Raw genomic sequence first — 17106 nt, 5'->3', positions numbered from 1 at the left:
CGCGTGCGGCTGCCCGCCTCCGGTAACGGCCACCGTCACTGCGATCGCAGTCGTCACAGCATTCCGGCGCAAGCGCCCGGCCCCTCCCGTACGACCAGCACCGGTCGGCCCGCGACGCGCACCAGCGATTCGGCGACGCTACCGAGCAACGCACGGCGCACGCCGCGGCGACCATGCGTGCCCATCACGATGAGGTCCGCGTCGCATTCGGCGGCGGCGCGCGCCAGCACGTCCGAGACATCCTGTCCGCATGCGTCGATCGTTTGCGCGATACCGCGTACGCCGGACAGCTGAAACGCCGTTTCCGCGTCGGAGACCGCGATCGCGGCCTTGTCCGCGTCCAGTCCGGCCGGATCGCGCTGATCGATATAGCCGCCGTCGACGTCCGCCAACCGCGGCGCGTCCGATACCACGCACGTGGCGATGACCAGACTGCCCGAATCGCGGGCGAGCGAAATCGCCTCGTCGAGCGCAAGCCGCGCGCTGCGGCTGCCGTCGAGTGCAGTAAAGATTCTTCGATACATGGCGCGTGCCTCCTGTCGTCCCGGTTCGATCGGTTCGTGAAACCAGTCTGATCCCTTCGCACGCCTTTCCGTTGACGCGGGTCAAGTGCGCGCGGCGACGTCCGTACGCATCAGTCCCGATTGGCGAACCTCGGTAAAACGCGCACAATTCAGGGCGATATCGCAATTCCAGCCCGCCCCGCCGCTTTTCGTGTCCCGCGTCCGGCCCGCCGCCAGCCGGCCGTCGACGAAATCCGTCAGGATGAACGGCCATGACAGTGAATGCGCCCCCCTTCCGGACCGGACCGGCTCCGCGCCGCATCCGGCCGCCCGCCCGATATGCCGGGCTGGCCGCGCTGCTGACGCTGGCGCTCGGCCTGACGGCAACATTTGCGGCATCCCGGGTACTGGAGAACAATGTCCGGCACGCTACCCAGGTGAGATTCGAGCAAGCCGCCACCCGCGCGACGGCCGGCCTGCGGCGCAGCCTCCTCGACGCCGCAGTTATATTGCGCGGCACCCGCGCGTTTGCATCGGCACTGTCGGCGGAGCCATCCGGCGCCGCATGGCTCCGCTATCTCGCCAGTCTCGATCTGGACGCGTTGCAATCGCCGGTCCGCAGTCTCGGAAGAATCGAGCCGAGCGCCGCCGAGGACAATCAGGCAACGCGACAGGCGCTGCAGCGGGCGGCAGAAACCGGCAAGGTCGCTTTGGCCGCGAACGCGATACAGGACAGTATCGATACGGCGTTCGCCCGGACGGAACTAACGTTGTATCTGCCGATTGGTGCAAAAGCGGAAGACGGCACATCGTTCGAGGCGCGGCACGCGACGGCGACCGGATACGTTTATGCCGCACTGAATCCAGACCGTCTGGTCGATCCGTCCCTGCTCGATCGACTGCATCTGGAAATCGTCGCCGACGCCCCAGCGGCGCCGGTCTACACCGCCGGTTTCAGCGGCGACGATGCCACCGATTCCCGCAAAGCGCTCGAGCGAACTGATTCGCTCGTGTTCGGTGGCACGCCGCTGTCGCTGCACTATCGCGCGGCGTCCGCCGACACGGCCCGCACCGCAATGGCCGTGCTGCTGACCGGCACCGTGCTCTCGCTAACGTTGGCCGCGCTCGTGCGGCAGATCCTCTCGCAACGCACACGTGTCGCCGAGACCGCCGGCAACAGTCAACCGACGGAGGCCCGGATGATGGGCATCATCCGGTCGTCGATGGAGGCTATCGTCACGGTCGACGAGAACCAGACGATCGTGATCTTCAACCCTGCCGCCGAACACGTGTTCGGCGTTTCCGCGATGGAGGCGGTCGGCGCGCCGCTGTCCCGCTTCATCCCCGAACGCTTTCGTGCCGCGCATGCGCGGCACGTCGAGCAATTCGGCGTGACCGGTGTGTCTGAGCGCCAGATGGGGCGACAACGCGTGCTGTTCGGCTTGCGCGGTGACGGCACCGAGTTTCCGATCGAGGCGTCGATCTCGCAGATTCGCGACGGCGCCGGCAAGCTGTACACGGTGATGCTGCGCGACGTCACCGAGCGGGTGCGAGCGGAAAACGCCCTCAAGCAGTCGCGCGAGGAGTTGCGCGACCTGTCCGCCAACCTGCAGAACGTGCGCGAGGAAGAAAAAACACGGATTGCGCGCGAATTGCACGACGACCTCGGCCAGCAACTCACGGCGCTTAAGATGGACCTGTCCGCCGTCGAACTGGGACTTGCGGGCGTCGTCGCGCCCCACACCGGCGTGCGCGAGCAGTTGGGTGCCATGCATCGCCTGATCGATTCGACCGTTGCGTCGCTGCGACGCATCGCGGCCGATCTGCGGCCGGTGATGCTCGACGACCTGGGTCTCATCCCGGCGATCGAGTGGCTTGCAAACGATTTCACGCGCCGCTACCGGATCACGGTCGACCGTGACATCGGGCCGGTCGACACCAAGTTTACCGGCGCCGGCGCGACCGCGTTGTTCCGCATCGTGCAGGAGGCGCTGACCAACGTCGCGCGACATTCGGATGCGACGAATGTGACGCTGACCTTGAAAACGGCAGACGGCTATTGCATGCTGCGCGTCGCGGACAACGGCCACGGCGCGCCGAAACACCCCCGCGACAGTCAGGATCGCCCGTCGTTCGGGCTGATCGGCATCCGCGAGCGCGCGCACATGCTCGACGGCACGGTGACGATCGACAACCGGCCGGGCTCGGGATTCACGATCACCGTGGCGCTGCCGCTTCACGCCATCCAGCAAGGAGACGTGCTGTCATGATCAGGGTACTCATCGCCGACGACCACGCGCTTGTGAGGGACGGTCTGAGGCACATCCTCCAGAACGCGAGCGGTTTCGACGTCGTCGGCGAAGCGCAGGACAGTGCTTCGACGATTGCGCTCATGCGCGACACGGACGCTAACGTGCTCGTGCTCGACCTGTCGATGCCCGGCCGCAACGGCGTCGAACTCATCAAGCAGATCAAGGACGAGAAACCGGGATTGCATATCCTTGTGCTAACGATGCACGCCGAGCAGCAATACGCGGTGCGCGCGTTCCGCGCGGGAGCCTCAGGCTACATGACCAAGGAAAGCGCCAGCGCCGAACTGGTCGCCGCGTTGACTAAGATCGCGGCCGGCGGCGTCTACGTGAGCCTGACCATGGCCGAGCAATTCGCGCAGAGCCTGAACGAACCGACCGATCTCTTGCCGCACCAGCGCCTGTCCGACCGCGAGTTCGATGTGTTCCGGCGCGTAACCACCGGCGAGTCGATTTCCGAAATCGCGCAGGCGCTGTGCGTCAGCGTCAAGACCGTCAGCACGTACAAGACGCGCATCCTCGAAAAGATGCAGATGCCGAACGACACGGCCCTCGTGCGCTACGCGATGCGTCACAAGCTGTTCGAGGACCCAGACGAGCTCTGACGGCGGTCGCGACAAGACGCCGCACCAGTGTAGGAAACCTCCTACAAGCCTTCCCTCTCACCTACCACAACTTCAATTCCGGCTGATTTTCCTGACGGCGCGCAACATCCATACTGCAGATCAAGAAAAACAATTCAGCGTGCCTCCCGGCGCACCGGCAGCGTCATCGCCGAGACCGGCCTGACGGTCTCCTGGCGCGTCCGCAAGGCAATCCCGACACGAAGGCGGCCGAGACAGGCCGCCGGTACAACGGCCAGCGCGATCCCGCCCGACGGCGAACCGCCGCTGCCCCGAACTGGAGCCGATCATGCAGAGCAGTGCCGAAGTCTCGACGACCATGCCGTTACGTCCGTTCATCCCGCTGCATCCCGTCGAACCGGCGGACCAGCCCAAGCGCGCCGCGTCCCGCTGTTCGACGTGTGCGTTGCGTACCGTCTGCATGCCGCCCGATCTTTCGCCCGACGATTTCGTCCGCGTCGACGCGATGATCTGCACGACGCGCCACGTGCGGCGCGGCGAAACGCTGTTTCGTTCGGGCGATGCGTTCAACAGCATCTACGCGGTGAGAACCGGCTCGTTCAAGACGATCGTGATGCATCGCGACGGCGACGAGCAGATCACCGGCTTCCAGATCGTCGGAGAGTCGCTCGGGCTCGATGGCGTGCACACCGGGCACCACAACGGCGACGCGATCGCGCTCGAAGACAGCACGGTCTGCATCATTCCCTTCGGCCAGCTCGAACAGATGTGCCGCGAAGTGCGGCCGATGCAGCATCACGTATATCAGATGATGAGCGGCGAGATTGTGCGCGAATCTTCGCAGATGCTGCTGCTCGGCACAATGAGCGCCGAACAGCGCGTGGCCGCGTTCCTGCTGAATCTTTCCGCCCGCTTCAAGGCGCGCGGCTACTCGGCCGCGGAATTCGTGCTGCGGATGACGCGCGACGAGATCGGCGAATATCTCGGGATGAAGCTCGAAACGGTCAGCCGCATGCTGTCGAAGTTCCAGCACAAAGGGCTCGTCGCGGCGCAGGGCAAGCAGATCCGGATCGTCGATTCGGATGGCCTGCGGCAAATCTGATCGCACCGCGGCGGCGGCGCGCGGATCAATCGTGCATGCCCAGCACGGCGGCACCTGACACGCGTCCGCCGCGTAGGTCGTCGAGTGCGCTGTTCGCGTCGGTCAGCGCGTAGCGCACTGCCTCGACCCGCAGTGGCGTCGCGGCGGCGATCCGCATGAATGCGACCGCATCCGCACGCGTCAGGTTGGCCACCGACGCGATGCGGCGCTCGCCCCACAGCCACGCGTACGGAAAGCTCGGGATGTCGCTCATGTGAATGCCGCCGCATACGACGATCCCGCCTTTGTCGAGCGCCCGCAGCGCGGCCGGCACCAGCACCCCCGCCGGCGCGAAAATCAGCGCGGCATCGAGCCGCTCCGGCGGTGCTTCGTCGCTGCCGCCGGCCCATGCCGCGCCCAGCGACAACGCCAATTGCTGCGCCGCGGTGTCGCCGGGCTTCGTCAATGCGAACACCTTGCGTCCCTCACCCTGCGCGACCTGCGCGACCAGATGCGCCGCCGCACCGAAGCCGTAGATGCCGATACGGCGCGCATCGCCCGCCATCCGCAAGGTCCGGTAACCGATCAGGCCGGCGCACAGCAGCGGCGCGGCTTCCAGATCGGAATAGCGCCGTGGCAGATGCACGCAATACCGGTGGTCGGCGACCGCGCACTCGGCATAGCCGCCGTCGATCGTATAGCCCGTGAAACCCGGGTTGTCGCACAGATTTTCGCGGCCGGATATGCAATATGCGCAATGCCCGCATGTCGAGCCCAGCCACGGGACGCCCACCCGGTCGCCGACGGCGAAGCTCATCACGCCTTCGCCCAGCCCGCGCACCGTGCCGACGATCTCGTGCCCCGGAATCAGCGGCAGTTTCGCGTGAGCGAGTTCGCCGTCGACCACGTGGAGATCAGTCCTGCACACCCCGCACGCATGCACGTCGATCAGCAACTGACCCGCCGCAGGCGACGGGTCAGGCACGCGCGTTTCGCGTAAATGCGGCGTCGTGCCGTCAAACATCATCGCAAGCATGCTTGCCCTCCCCGCGCGATCGCCTTCTCGCGCTTCGCTTTCACAGGCTAGTCGCTGCACTTCGCGCATGCACCGCCCGGTGACGGACGCTTGATGTGCGTCAACGGCCGTCAGACGGTTGCTGACACGATGAAGTGACGTGAATGACGCCGCCGGCGCGGCGACCTGGAGATAATCGATGATATCCGTTCCCCCGCTTGCCGCAAGCATGCGTCCCGACCATGATCCGAGGTCGCTGGTCGGCTACGCGGTGCTGGCGCCGTCCAGCCACAATTCCCAGCCGTGGCGCTTCCTGGTCAACGGCAACACGATCTCGGTGTGCGCAGACCGCACGCGCGCGTTACCCGTGGTCGATCCGTTCGATCGCGAGTTGATCATCAGCTGCGGGGCGGCGTTGCTAAATCTGCGCGTCGCGCTCGACCACGCCGGGTTCGCCCATACGATCAGCACGTTTCCGTCCGAAGTCGACCCCGATCTGCTGGCGCAGGTCCGGATCTGCGACGATGGCTATTCCGACGCGGCCCTCGGCACACTGTTCGATGCGATTCCGGCGCGCGTCACGACACGCGCGCCGTTCGAATCCAGCTTGGTTCCAGAAGCGATCCAGCAGGCGCTGATCGAGGCCGGCATCGCGGAAGGCGCCGATGTCGCGTGCGTCGACTCGATTGCACACCGTGCGCGCGTCGCCGAGCTGGTCGCCGAAGCCGACCGTCAGCAGTTCGCGGACCCGCGCTTCCGGCGCGAACTGGCGAGTTGGATCGATCCGCGCCGGCATGTCGACGGCATGCCGGCATTCGCGGCCGGCGTGCCCGCGCTGCTGGACTTCGCCGCGCCCGTCGTGACGATGGCAGTGCGGACCTTCGATCTCGGCAACGGGCTGGCCGCCCTGCATCACCAGCTCGTCGGCGCATCGCCGCTGATCGTGTGCATCGCGACCGTGCGAGACGATCGCGAAGCGTGGCTCGCCGCCGGCCAGGCGCTGGAGCGGATCCTGCTCGTCGCGACGCGCGCGGGCTACACCGCGTCGTACCTGAATCAGCCGGTCGAGACGGCCGGATTGCGCGCCCATTTGCGCCACATGCTCGGGCTGCGCGGCGAGCCGCAGTTGCTGCTGCGCGTCGGGCGCGGCCCGCATACGCCGCATTCGCCGCGTCGTCCGCTCGACGAAGTGCTCTCTTTCTCCTGATCTCGACGAGGAAACGAACATGAACATCATGCGTTGCGCCGCCCTCTGCGTAATCGCCGTGACGGCCAGCACGGCTGCCGCGCAGACGGCCGTGCCCGAGCCGACGGAACTCGTCGAAGCGCAGCACTGCATGTTCTGCCATACGCCTGACATGACGTTCCTCGGGCCGTCATTCCACGAGATTGCGGAACGGTACCGCGGCGATCCGCGTGCGGCGGCGGAGCTGGAACGCAAGCTGCGCGTCGGCGGCCCCGCACACTGGGGCAATACACCGATGCCTTCCGCCGTCGATCGTGGCGGCCCGCTGTCCTCCGACGACTCGCATCGGCTCGTACAATGGGTGTTGAGCCAGTGACCGACACGCGACCCTTCCACTCACGTCGACCATGATCAAACGTGCGCCCGCGAGCAACGCGCGCCACCGCCCCGCATCCGGTGCGACGATCGTGAAGACGCGCGGCAAGCGCTCGCGCACAAGACTCGATGCCGTCGTCGGCGGCGACGTCGGCAGACAGCCCGTCCCGCGTCCGACGCGTACGGCCAACAGCCCGAACAGCGCCCGGATCGACGAAGACGCGACCCTTCTGCGGCGTTCCGGCATGCGCGGCATCCGGCTGCAGCTCGACTACTGGAAAGCCGAGGAGCGCCTGCAGAACGAGCGTATCGGCCATGCGGTCGTGATCTACGGCAGCACGCGCATCGTTGCACCGTCGGTCGCTAACGCGCGGCTCGATGATGCGAATCGCCTGCTCGCGGAGCGTCCACACGACGCGAGCCGGCGGCGCGCCGCGACGATCGCCAGCCGGCTCGTCGAACACAGCGGCTATTACCGCGTTGCGCGCGAGTTTGGGCGTATCGTCGCCCATGCCGCCCGATGCACGCGCACCGCGCGGCTCGCCATCGTCACCGGCGGCGGCCCCGGCATCATGGAGGCCGCCAATCGCGGCGCCTACGAGCGCGGTGCGCCGAGCATCGGCTTCAATATCGAGCTGCCACGGGAACAGGCGCCGAATCCGTACATCACGCCGGCTCTTTGCTTCCGGTTTCACTATTTCGCCATCCGCAAGCTGCACCTGCTCGAGCGCGCGAAAGCGGCCGTCTTCTTCCCTGGCGGCTACGGCACCTTCGACGAGCTGTTCGAAGTGCTGACGCTGCTGCAGACGCGCAAGATCGCGCCGCTGCCCGTCATCCTCGTCGGCGAGGCGTACTGGCGCCGTGCGGTCGACCTGGCGTTTCTCGCGGACGAAGGGATGATCGACCGCCGCGACCTGGAGCTGTTCACGTATTGCGAATCCGCTGCCCAGATCTGGCACGCGATCGGAAGCTGGTATGCACGGCGTCGGAAACGCCCGCCGGCACGCTGCGATGTGTCTTCGAAGTCACCGCGGTGTAGGAATCCGCCGACGAAACGAGCATTATTCCTACCGTGACTTCGGGACAGGCTGATTGAAGCGGCGGCGCGCGACACCGATACTGAAATCACGGATACCGGCTGCACGGCGCCCGATCGCAAGACAACCAGGAGAGATGCCATGTCATACGTCGACTATCGTTCCGATCCGGGGATGCGGGCCACCACATCCGACACGTCCGGCACGGCATCGCTTGACACGGTGGCGCTCGTTGCACTCGCGCGTGACGCCGGCATGCTGGTCACACTCGACGGGCAGATCGGGCGCGAGCGCTACGAAAGCGTGACGGGATCCATCGCGACACTGGCCCGGTTCGCACAGGCGCTGCAGCTTGCGGGGCTCAAGGCGGCCTGATGTCCGGCGTCGCGGCGCGCCGTGCGGCGACATCCGTCGCCGTCAGAATCCCTCGCTCGTCGCGTCGTCGTGCCTGCCCGTTCGAGGATGGCGGCGTCCCGATGAACGCCTGCCTGCCGATGCGAGCCAGCCCTTTCGCGCCGGCGCACGCCCGATGAAGCCGCGATGAACCGCCCGTTATCTGGATACATCGCCCGCGTGCTGCCGGGCGTGGCGCTGCTCGCGAACTACCGCCGCGCATGGCTCGCGCGCGACCTGTATGCGGGAATCGCGCTGTCCGCAGTACTAGTGCCGGTCGGCATGAGTTACGCGCAGGCGGCCGGACTGCCCGCCATCACGGGGCTTCATGCGTCGGTCGCGGCCTTGCTCGCCTATGCGTTGCTCGGCCCGAGCCGGATTCTCGTCCTCGGTCCGGATTCCGCGCTAGCGGCGCTGATCGCCGGCGCGATCGTCCCGCTCGCCGGCCATGATCCGCCGCGCGCGATCGCGCTTGCCGGCGCGCTGGCGCTGTCGGCCGGAACGATCTGCATTCTGCTCGGTGTGCTCGGCCTCGGCTTCGTCACCGATCTGCTGTCGCGTCCGATCCAGTATGGTTACCTGAACGGCATCGCCATCGCGCTCGCGCTTGGGCGACTGCCCGAACTGTTGGGCATGCCGGTATCGGCCGGCGACGTGTTTTCCAGCGTACCGCATATCGTGCATGCGCTCGCAGGCGGCCGGTTTTCGGTCGCTGCCGGTCTGCTCGGGGTCGCGGTGCTGGCGACCATCATCCTGTTCAAACAGGTGGCGCCGCGCTGGCCCGGCGTATTGATCGCCGTGCTGGCGGCGACGATCGTCGCCCGTCTGCCGCCGTTGCACGGGATCCCGACGGTCGGCGCGCTGCCGGCCGGCCTGCCCGCCCCGCGTCTTCCGGCCGTCTCGCTTGCCGATCTGAGCGCGCTCGCGTCCGGTGCGGTCGCCGTGGCGCTGGTGTCGTTCGCCGACATCAGCATGCTGTCGCGTGCGCTGTCTGCACGGGCAGGCGATGCGCCGAACCGCAACCAGGAGCTGATCGCACTTGGCGCGGCCAATCTACTGGCCGGCATGACGCACGGGTGCGCGGTCAGCAGCAGCGCGTCGCGCACACCGGTCGCGATCGCCGCCGGCGCCCAAAGCCAGATCACGAACCTCGTCGCGGCCGCGTGCATCACAATACTGCTCGTTGCCGCGCCGGCCCTGCTCACCTTCGTCCCGCGCACGGCGCTGGCCGCGGTCGTAATCTACGCGGCGTTCGGCATCGCCGACGTCCGCAGCGTCGTGCGGCTGTACCGAATGCGCCGCGGCGAATGCCTGATTTCGATGCTGTGCTTCGCCGGCGTGATCGGCATGGGTGTCGTGCCCGGCATCCTGCTCGCCAGCGCGCTGTCACTGCTGTCGTTCGTGTGGCGGGCCTGGCATCCGTACGACGCGGTGCTGGGCCGGCTAACGGGCGTACGCGGCTATCACGACATCGCGCGGCATCCGGGTGCAGCGCAAACGTCCGGGCTCGTGCTGTTCCGCTGGGATGCGCCGCTCTTCTATGCAAACGTCGAGATCTTCTGCGAACATTTGCGCGCCGCGATCGCGCGATCGACGAAGCCGGTCACGCGCATCGTCGTCGCGGCCGAGCCTGTCACCGACATCGACGTGAGTGCCGCGGACCGGCTCGTGGCGCTGCACGCCGAACTGGCGGAACGCGGCATCGCAATGAATTTCGCCGAGATGAAGGGACCGGTGAAGGATCGCCTGCGCGCTTACGGTCTGTTCGACGTGTTCGGTGCAGCCAGCTTCTTTCCGACCGTGACCGATGCGGTTGCCCGTCACGTTCGGCGACCGGGCCGACAGACGCGTCCGTGCAAAAGAAAGCGCGCCACGCGCCGGCGTGTTTCTCACGAGACGCGATAGACGATCGACGCACGAATCGATGCGGCGGTTGCCGCATACCGCGACGGGATCGACGCGGTCGCGACGCACACGGCCTTCGGCAGCCGCCGGTTCAAAGCGTAAAGATGTTCGCCTTCTTCATCTCGATCCACGTCATCCCGACACGCAGCCCGTCGATCACGGCTTCGCGCTCGCATGCGCCATCGGGCGATTCGAGTGTGACATGGATCCGGTAACGAAAGCCGTCTGGTTCGGCCGTGACCGCCTCGCTCGCGACCGACCAGTCCGTTTCATGAACCTCACCAGACAATATCATCTGACCTCCCTCCCAGACTGCCGCATCCCGACGGATTCACTCGATCACCAGGTCGTCGACGACGGCACGCACGCCACGCGCCGACCACGCGGCGCCGCGCACGGCCTTGCGCTCGGAAAACGAGCCGACCTTGCCGGACAGCCGTACAGTGCCGTCGTGCACGTCGATCGCGATGTGCTTCACCTCGCGCTCCGCGTGGCGCATGATCGCGCGCTTGATGTTGCCGCCGATGTCCTCCACGCCCACCGCCCCCTGCACCGCGATGTGGTCGGTTACGCCCGTCACGCTGCGCATCTGCGAGATCGCGCGCACGGCCAGGTGGCTCTGGTATGCCCAGTCGACCTTACCGGACAACGTGATCCAGCCGCGCTCGACCTGCACCTTGACCGCATCGTCATGCAGCCCGACCGTCCAGTGCAGCACGGAACGAACCGCCTTCGCGATGTCCTCGTCGGTACGCACGTCGTCGTCCGGCAGATGCACGGTCATGTCGACGACGAGCGCCTTGACGCCGCCCACGCGGTTCGCAGCGCGCTCGATCGCGAGCTTTTCCGCATAGCTGGGCGGGTGCCCCGAAAGCGTCACGATCCGGTCGGCCACCTCGACACCGATGCGTGTCGCGTCGATCGACGGGTCGGACTCCAGTTCATCCTCGACGTCCTGCTTCAACTGCTTGTCGGTTTTCATCGTCTGCTCTCCTGTGAGCTACGGCATGCCTGTTCGCCGCATACGGCCAGATTTGCACAGGCGCGTGCTCGGGTCGCTGACGCATGTCAACGGATGCCCCGCGTCACGCTGCGCGGCCGGCCGACGCGTCGCTTGACGGAAGTCAACTAGGCGCGGCGCGACCGTCTTATCGTGAGATCGCCGATGCGCAACTTTCCAGGCCCGCGCAGTCACGCTTCAAGGAGACTCGAATGACCGAACCGCAACTGTTGGCCTATTCGCCGGCGCCCGCGGCGCAGCCTGCACCGCCCCGCGGCGAGTCGCGGGAAGCCGTCGACCTGCCGCGCCCGATGCTCGACAACGACGTGCCGCTGATGGCAGCGCTCGCGACCCGCATGAGTTCCCGGGAATTCGCCGCCACGCCGCTGCCACCCGCGACGCTCGGCACGATGCTGTGGGCGGCGGACGGCATCAACCGTCCCGCGAGCGGCGGCCGTACGGCACCGTCCGCGCATGCGTTCAACGAAATCGACGTCTACGTCGCGCTGCCGGCCGGCGTCTATCGATACGATGCACCCGCACACCGGCTCGTGCTGAAGCACGCGGTCGACGCGCGCAACCTGACGGGCTATCAGGACTTCGTCGGCCGGGCGCCGCTGGATCTCGTCTATGTCGTGCGAACGTCCGCGATGCTCGACATGCCGCCGCGACAACGTGACATGTTCTCGGCGATCGCGGCCGGCGCGATCGCGCAGAATGTTTCGCTGTACTGCGCGGCGGCCGGCATCGGCACCGTCGTGCGCTGCTGGATCGACCACCGCCTGCTCGCCGACGCGCCGCGGTTGAACGAGGACGAATTGCCGATCCTCGCGCAGACGGTCGGCTATCGAACCGGCGGCACGCCGTCGCATGCATGAGCGCCCCGCGGCCGCATCAATGAAAACGGCGCGCGGATCGCTCCGCGCCGGCTTCTCGCGGCGGACAATGCGCGCCTGCACCGCCCGCCGACGATCAGCTGATCGCGAGCTTCTTCTGCCCGACCGGCGCCTTCTTCGGTAGTGTCAGCGACAGCACGCCATCCTGATACGTCGCCGTCGCGTTCGCGTCGTCGATCTCGCCCGACAGCGAGAACGAACGACTGACCGCACCGCTGTAGCGTTCGCGCCGGATCACGCGTTCACCGTCCTTCTGTTCGTTGTTGCGCTCGATCTTCGCGTTGATCGATACGGTATTGCCCGTCACCTGGACGTCGATATCGTCCTTGGCGACGCCGGGCAGTTCCGCGTTGACCGTGTATGCGTTGTCGTTTTCGGTGACGTCGATCTTCATCGATGCAAGATCCGGCTCGTCGGCCAGCGTCATCCCGCGCAGCGGCCTGAACAGGCCCTGGAACAGGTCGGAAACGGGTTCGATCGAGAACGGATCGTAACGCGTCATGTTGTTCATGGTTCATACTCCTCATGCAGATGACAAGCAGTCGGCGCTTTCGTCCCGACAGCATCGACCGCGATGAAAACCGAGCGCGACACCGGGTGCCGCGCAAGGGACGAATGATCTTGCGAATTCCAGCGTACGCGCCCGTCTCGGCATACGCTTGATGCGCGTCAAAGGCGGCGGCCGATCACGTACAGAACCGGAAGTACCCGCTGTGAAGCAGGACCGGCCGCCCGCCCATTTCCTCGAGCAAGCAACGCGCCGCACGTTCGATGACGGGACGATGGCGCGCAAACGCGTCGACAAGATCCTGCTCGCGAGGTGACACCGCGCGGAAGTGGTCCTCCAGCGCGGCCGCGGTGATCGCACACCGCACGCGATGTCCGTCGACGAGCGCAAAAAAGCGCAGCGCGGGGTCGACGCCGCAATACGTCGGTGGTTCGGAAGGAAACGATATCTGCATGATGGTTACCTGACCTGATAGTCCATTGACTGCGGACGAAGGCACGCTCGGCACGTTGCCCGTGTCGTCCGGCCCGCACGTTCGGCTCCACCGCCGAGCTTCGTGCCGTGACGGCAATCAGGCCGCCACGGCGGCGGGTGTGGGGCCTTCGTCGCGCACGAGCAGAACCGGGCAACGGGATTCGCGCAGGAAGCGTTCGGCGACACTGCCGAGGAGCATCCGCCGAATGCCGCGACGTCCGTGTGTGCCGATCACGGCCAGATCGATCGAACGATCGTCGACGTAGCGCTGTAGCCGCTCCACGACATCCTGCCCAATATCCGTCTCGACAATTTCCGTCTCGCCGTTCACCCCGGCATGCGAGATCGCCCGGTCAGCGCTTCGCAGGATCGTCTTGCCATAGTGACGGATTTCGTCGAGCAGCGCGGCCGGCTCCATACGCCCGCCGTAAGCAAACAGAATGGATTTATCGACGACGAAAACCGCGAACAGCCGTGCGCCGCACGATCTGGCCATTTTCAGCCCTTCGTCGAGCGCCTTTTTTGATGAAGGACTACCGTCTACTGCGACCATGATGCTCGTATACATGCGGACCTCGCTGGATAACCCGACGCGTTGGCGGCGTTCGAATGTGTTTCCATCATCATCGCTGGCCGGACGCGCTCGTTGACCGAGGTCAACGGTTTGAAATCGGCGGAATGCCGACAGCGGACGGGACCGAGGTCCGCAGCGGCGAGCGCATCGACGTGTTCGGTCGTGTGCCAGCGCGACACGAGCCTTGACGCGACGCGCAACATGTTCAACGCTCACTCGGCAGCGATGGGATATGCGGCGAAGGCGGCTGACGCACGTACGACAGGAAGCCGCTCTGTATCCCGAGAATTTTCTTCGCGCACGTATCGTATTGCCAACCGGGCCCGCCATCGCTGTCGTACATGCCCTTGCACATCGGCTTGAGCCGGATCACGTAGCCGCCACCGTCCGATACCGTGCGAGAGGCCCACAGATAGACTTCTCCGGCCACATACGGTTGTGCGGTTTCGATCCGGTCCATGCCTGATCGGATGACTCGGGTAGCCGAGTGACTTTCGATGTAACGCTGTGTGCGGTTCCACGCGCCATCGCATTCCGATCGAGTCGAACACCGCAGTGATGCCGCCTGACGCCCCTCGAGCAGTTGCGTCTCCGTCGACCTGAAAGTCGCGGCCCGCTGCGACCCGGCACATGCGCCGAGTGCAAGCAGTACAACAGCCATCAACATCCGTCGTTTCATCGCAAGTGCCTCGCGCAGCCGTGATTTCCCGCTCGTGATGGAACGGCATGATTGGGCTTGATGTAGGGCACGGCCGCGCCGCGACGAACATGCCGCGTCCGGCGCACAATCACGCGTCATGGTGTGCGAGCGCTGAAACCGAATGTATTGCCGCTCCGGATGACACGATTGACCTGTGTCAATCATGCTTCGGTGCGGCGATCGATCGCGCGCGGATGCCGGGCCCCATGCGCCTGGGCAGAAAGCCGCACACGCGGCATCATCGTCATTGACCGGCATCAACGCCAACGAATCGCGCGTGATAAACCCTCTTCTCGCTGGCGCGTTCGTCCCGGCGTCAGGATTGGTACGCGACCGCGACGGCGGTTCTTCATCCACCGCGGCGACTTCAAAGCCTTAGCGCCCCATCGCATCGCCATCAAAGACCGTACTTGCGCTTTCGATTCTTAAAGGCTGGCTCGGTACCCTCAAGAATTTCAACGACAGTGCTCTTGATCAGTGGTGACTCAATGCCGCCAGACGTAGACCAAAGCAAAGTTGTCACCGTTTGCGAAGTAAAAATGTCACTTCGTCGGTCGGCATCGACTGGAAAACGGAAAACTGCCGCAAATTCATTGGCTTGAGTGTCGCGCAATAAAGTCGTCACCGCCCCGGGCGTTGCGAAGACAGATGTCAACTCGCCCGGGACGCACCCGCACCGCCGGCAGGCGCGGTTACGCGTTCCGCGGAACCGAAGTTTGAGTGGGCCATCGTGCCGGCGTGATAAATCTCGATTCAGCGGGATGGCAGTCATTGGTATAGGTGCGCAGCGGCGGTGGGTCTCTGTTGAGGGCGATTGGCCACGGGAGACGCCTCAGAGATTGTCAGCGCCGGGCGTTGGCTGATCAGCTGGATACAGGATGGTGTCGGTGATGCGGCCGGCGACCCCATCGAGGTCCGGGAACAACATGCCGCGATTGATGCCGGCCCGCTGAAGCTGTCCCCGGATGATGCCGAATTTCTCGCCTGGAATGCGAATATAGCGCAGCCGGTCGCGAAACTCAGGGTTAGTGTCGAGCGCGAAATACTTTTTGTCGAGCCCACTCTGCTTGCCGCGATGCACTGTGAACCAGCCATCCTGCGCAACGATACGGCGGGACACGTGGCGCGGCTTAAACAAACGTGTTTGACCGAGCCCGAGCGGATCTTTGCTCTCCTCGGAGGAGATCAGATCGCCAAGCGTAACGGGCAACATCCAGATCGCGCCCGGCCACACGCCGCGGCCCTCCTTTCACACGAGCGGTTCTCGCACGGTTTCTCGACGGCCGGCTTTCTCACAGCGAACCAGAGTGCCGACAATGCACTCCCCGACCAATCCAGCAAGCGGGTTCCTGATCGAACAGACCTAGAGGGGCACCTCATGGTTTTCTGTCCCGTCTCATGTCGTGCGCGCAGGGCATATCGTTGCATTGAGCGGGCACAGCGCACAGCGTCTCGGGACTACGCTCGATGAGCACTGATATGGCTCGGTGCAAATTTGCGAAGCACATGCGTTAAAGACTTAGAACGGCACCGATAGGCGGAGCGGCACCAACTCGGGACGCACCATGGCGTCAACGTTGATGGTTTCCGGCGCATCCGTGGAAACAGGGCACGAAATAAGATCGAGGTCGGCTCATACAGCTCATATCGGACAGGTCCGATTGGCCCGGCCAGATGCCGTCCGTACACTGCGGCACATGATTTCGCTGATCCAGTCCTCCTTCGATACGGCGCGCGATGCCCTCGCGCATGTCGCGCGCCGCCCTTCGTTCCTGCGCAAGCTCGACATCGCGGTGCTCGCACTCATTGTCGCGAGCGTGCTCGTTGTGATGGCCGACAGCGTGCAGACGCTGCACGCGCAGTACGGCCACGCGCTCTATGCGGCCGAATGGGCGTTCACGCTGCTGTTCTCGGCCGAGTACCTGTTGCGCCTTTGCACCGCGAAGAAGCCGGTCGCGTACGCGCGCAGCTTCTTCGGCATCGTCGATCTCGTCTCGGTGCTGCCGACCTATCTCGCGTTCTTCTTCCCCGGCCTGCACGCGCTGATCGACGTGCGACTGCTGCGTCTGCTGCGCGTGTTCCGCATCCTCGGGCTGTCGATCTATCTCGAGGAAGGGCAGATGCTGATCCGGGCGCTCACGCGCGCACGGCGCAAGATCTTCGTGTTCATCGGCGGGATGTTCGTGCTCGTCGTGATTCTCGGCACCGTGATCTTTCTGGTCGAAGGGCCCGAGCACGGGATCACGAGCATTCCGGTAGGCGTCTACTGGGCGGCGGTGACGATGAGCACGACCGGCTACGGCGACCTGACGCCTGTCACGCCGCTCGGCCGGCTGATCACGTCGTGCGCGATCCTGCTCGGCTACGGGATCATCGCGTTTCCGACCGGGATCATGGGCGCGGAACTCGTTGCATCGGCGATGGAGCGCAACAGGGCGAATGCGCGGCCGGCCGACGGCGACGGGCCGTGCTGCCCGCATTGCGGCGGCGCGCTCCCCGTGCAAGGTGCGGCGGATACTCATGCGCACGGCCGCGTGTCCGCCAAAGGCCGCGACGCGCGATAGCC

At 65.6% G+C, this 17106-nt stretch carries 19 protein-coding genes; 10 read left to right on the top strand and 9 right to left on the bottom strand.

The genetic code is table 11. The features are described from left to right. Positions 1-53 precede the first annotated feature (53 nt). Positions 54-524 (bottom strand): universal stress protein, encoded by a 471-nt coding sequence (locus tag H0X95_RS23000; RefSeq protein WP_059721018.1) that lies wholly within the window; start codon positions 522-524, stop codon positions 54-56. A 251-nt stretch (positions 525-775) separates the two neighbouring features. Between H0X95_RS23000 and H0X95_RS22995 the strand changes: the two genes are divergently transcribed. The 3 genes from H0X95_RS22995 to fnr all read left to right on the top strand — a co-directional run bounded on the left by H0X95_RS22995 (position 776) and on the right by fnr (position 4498). Beyond that, on the top strand, positions 776-2773 hold the full coding sequence (locus H0X95_RS22995; RefSeq protein WP_059721019.1) for a PAS domain S-box protein: 1998 nt from the start codon (positions 776-778) through the stop codon (positions 2771-2773). After that, positions 2770-3417 carry a response regulator gene (locus tag H0X95_RS22990; protein WP_006488271.1) on the top strand — a complete coding sequence of 216 codons (648 nt, stop codon included), beginning with the start codon at positions 2770-2772 and terminating at the stop codon, positions 3415-3417. The genes H0X95_RS22995 and H0X95_RS22990 overlap by 4 nt, the downstream gene beginning before the upstream one ends. Before the next feature lie 307 nt (positions 3418-3724). After that, positions 3725-4498: a fumarate/nitrate reduction transcriptional regulator Fnr gene (gene fnr, locus H0X95_RS22985; protein WP_006488370.1), complete on the top strand. Its 774-nt coding sequence runs from the start codon at positions 3725-3727 to the stop codon at positions 4496-4498. Positions 4499-4523: 25 nt separating this feature from the next. Here fnr and H0X95_RS22980 read toward each other — a convergent pair whose 3' ends face one another. Further along, positions 4524-5513 carry a zinc-dependent alcohol dehydrogenase family protein gene (locus H0X95_RS22980; protein WP_059721020.1) on the bottom strand — a complete coding sequence of 330 codons (990 nt, stop codon included), beginning with the start codon at positions 5511-5513 and terminating at the stop codon, positions 4524-4526. A gap of 178 nt (positions 5514-5691) precedes the next feature. Between H0X95_RS22980 and H0X95_RS22975 the strand changes: the two genes are divergently transcribed. The 5 genes from H0X95_RS22975 to H0X95_RS22955 all read left to right on the top strand — a co-directional run bounded on the left by H0X95_RS22975 (position 5692) and on the right by H0X95_RS22955 (position 10388). After that, a complete protein-coding gene (locus H0X95_RS22975) occupies positions 5692-6699 on the top strand; it encodes an Acg family FMN-binding oxidoreductase (protein WP_006488462.1) in 1008 nt (335 codons plus the stop codon). A gap of 19 nt (positions 6700-6718) precedes the next feature. Next, positions 6719-7054 (top strand): c-type cytochrome, encoded by a 336-nt coding sequence (locus tag H0X95_RS22970; RefSeq protein WP_006493297.1) that lies wholly within the window; start codon positions 6719-6721, stop codon positions 7052-7054. 31 nt (positions 7055-7085) lie between these two features. Further along, complete coding sequence (locus tag H0X95_RS22965; RefSeq protein WP_058902616.1) at positions 7086-8129, top strand: TIGR00730 family Rossman fold protein; 1044 nt, start codon at positions 7086-7088, stop codon at positions 8127-8129. 135 nt (positions 8130-8264) lie between these two features. Next, a complete protein-coding gene (locus H0X95_RS22960; RefSeq protein ID WP_369718985.1) occupies positions 8265-8465 on the top strand; it encodes a hypothetical protein in 201 nt (66 codons plus the stop codon). 165 nt (positions 8466-8630) lie between these two features. After that, entirely contained in the window at positions 8631-10388 is a 1758-nt protein-coding gene (locus H0X95_RS22955) for a SulP family inorganic anion transporter (RefSeq protein ID WP_058902615.1), read from the top strand. A gap of 91 nt (positions 10389-10479) precedes the next feature. On the opposite strand, the gene H0X95_RS22950 is transcribed toward H0X95_RS22955, so the two are convergent. Next, positions 10480-10683 (bottom strand): hypothetical protein, encoded by a 204-nt coding sequence (locus tag H0X95_RS22950; RefSeq protein WP_006488400.1) that lies wholly within the window; start codon positions 10681-10683, stop codon positions 10480-10482. Positions 10684-10719: 36 nt separating this feature from the next. Next, complete coding sequence (locus tag H0X95_RS22945; RefSeq protein ID WP_059721021.1) at positions 10720-11370, bottom strand: BON domain-containing protein; 651 nt, start codon at positions 11368-11370, stop codon at positions 10720-10722. 230 nt (positions 11371-11600) lie between these two features. Here H0X95_RS22945 and H0X95_RS22940 point away from each other — a divergent pair, with 230 nt between their 5' ends. After that, the gene (locus tag H0X95_RS22940) at positions 11601-12266 is read left to right on the top strand and encodes a nitroreductase family protein (protein WP_058902613.1); all 666 of its coding nucleotides are present in this window, start codon (positions 11601-11603) and stop codon (positions 12264-12266) included. A 94-nt stretch (positions 12267-12360) separates the two neighbouring features. On the opposite strand, the gene H0X95_RS22935 is transcribed toward H0X95_RS22940, so the two are convergent. The 5 genes from H0X95_RS22935 to H0X95_RS36000 form a co-directional block, all read right to left on the bottom strand. Then, complete coding sequence (locus H0X95_RS22935; protein ID WP_058902612.1) at positions 12361-12795, bottom strand: Hsp20/alpha crystallin family protein; 435 nt, start codon at positions 12793-12795, stop codon at positions 12361-12363. 175 nt (positions 12796-12970) lie between these two features. Beyond that, complete coding sequence (locus H0X95_RS22930; protein WP_006488456.1) at positions 12971-13246, bottom strand: DUF1488 domain-containing protein; 276 nt, start codon at positions 13244-13246, stop codon at positions 12971-12973. 117 nt (positions 13247-13363) lie between these two features. Further along, on the bottom strand, positions 13364-13834 hold the full coding sequence (locus H0X95_RS22925) for a universal stress protein (RefSeq protein ID WP_006488364.1): 471 nt from the start codon (positions 13832-13834) through the stop codon (positions 13364-13366). A 211-nt stretch (positions 13835-14045) separates the two neighbouring features. Further along, on the bottom strand, positions 14046-14300 hold the full coding sequence (locus tag H0X95_RS36005; RefSeq protein ID WP_006488265.1) for a hypothetical protein: 255 nt from the start codon (positions 14298-14300) through the stop codon (positions 14046-14048). Positions 14301-15372: 1072 nt separating this feature from the next. Continuing rightward, positions 15373-15753, bottom strand: a complete 381-nt coding sequence (locus tag H0X95_RS36000) for a hypothetical protein (protein ID WP_230205735.1) — start codon at positions 15751-15753, stop codon at positions 15373-15375. A 484-nt stretch (positions 15754-16237) separates the two neighbouring features. Between H0X95_RS36000 and H0X95_RS22910 the strand changes: the two genes are divergently transcribed. Next, the gene (locus tag H0X95_RS22910; protein ID WP_059721024.1) at positions 16238-17104 is read left to right on the top strand and encodes an ion transporter; all 867 of its coding nucleotides are present in this window, start codon (positions 16238-16240) and stop codon (positions 17102-17104) included. Positions 17105-17106 lie beyond the last annotated feature (2 nt).

Source organism: Burkholderia sp. 9779_493 (assembly GCF_015712215.1).
GTDB lineage: Bacteria > Pseudomonadota > Gammaproteobacteria > Burkholderiales > Burkholderiaceae > Burkholderia > Burkholderia cenocepacia.
Note: the sequence above shows the minus strand (reverse complement) of the source record. Positions and strands in the feature narration are given on the sequence as shown.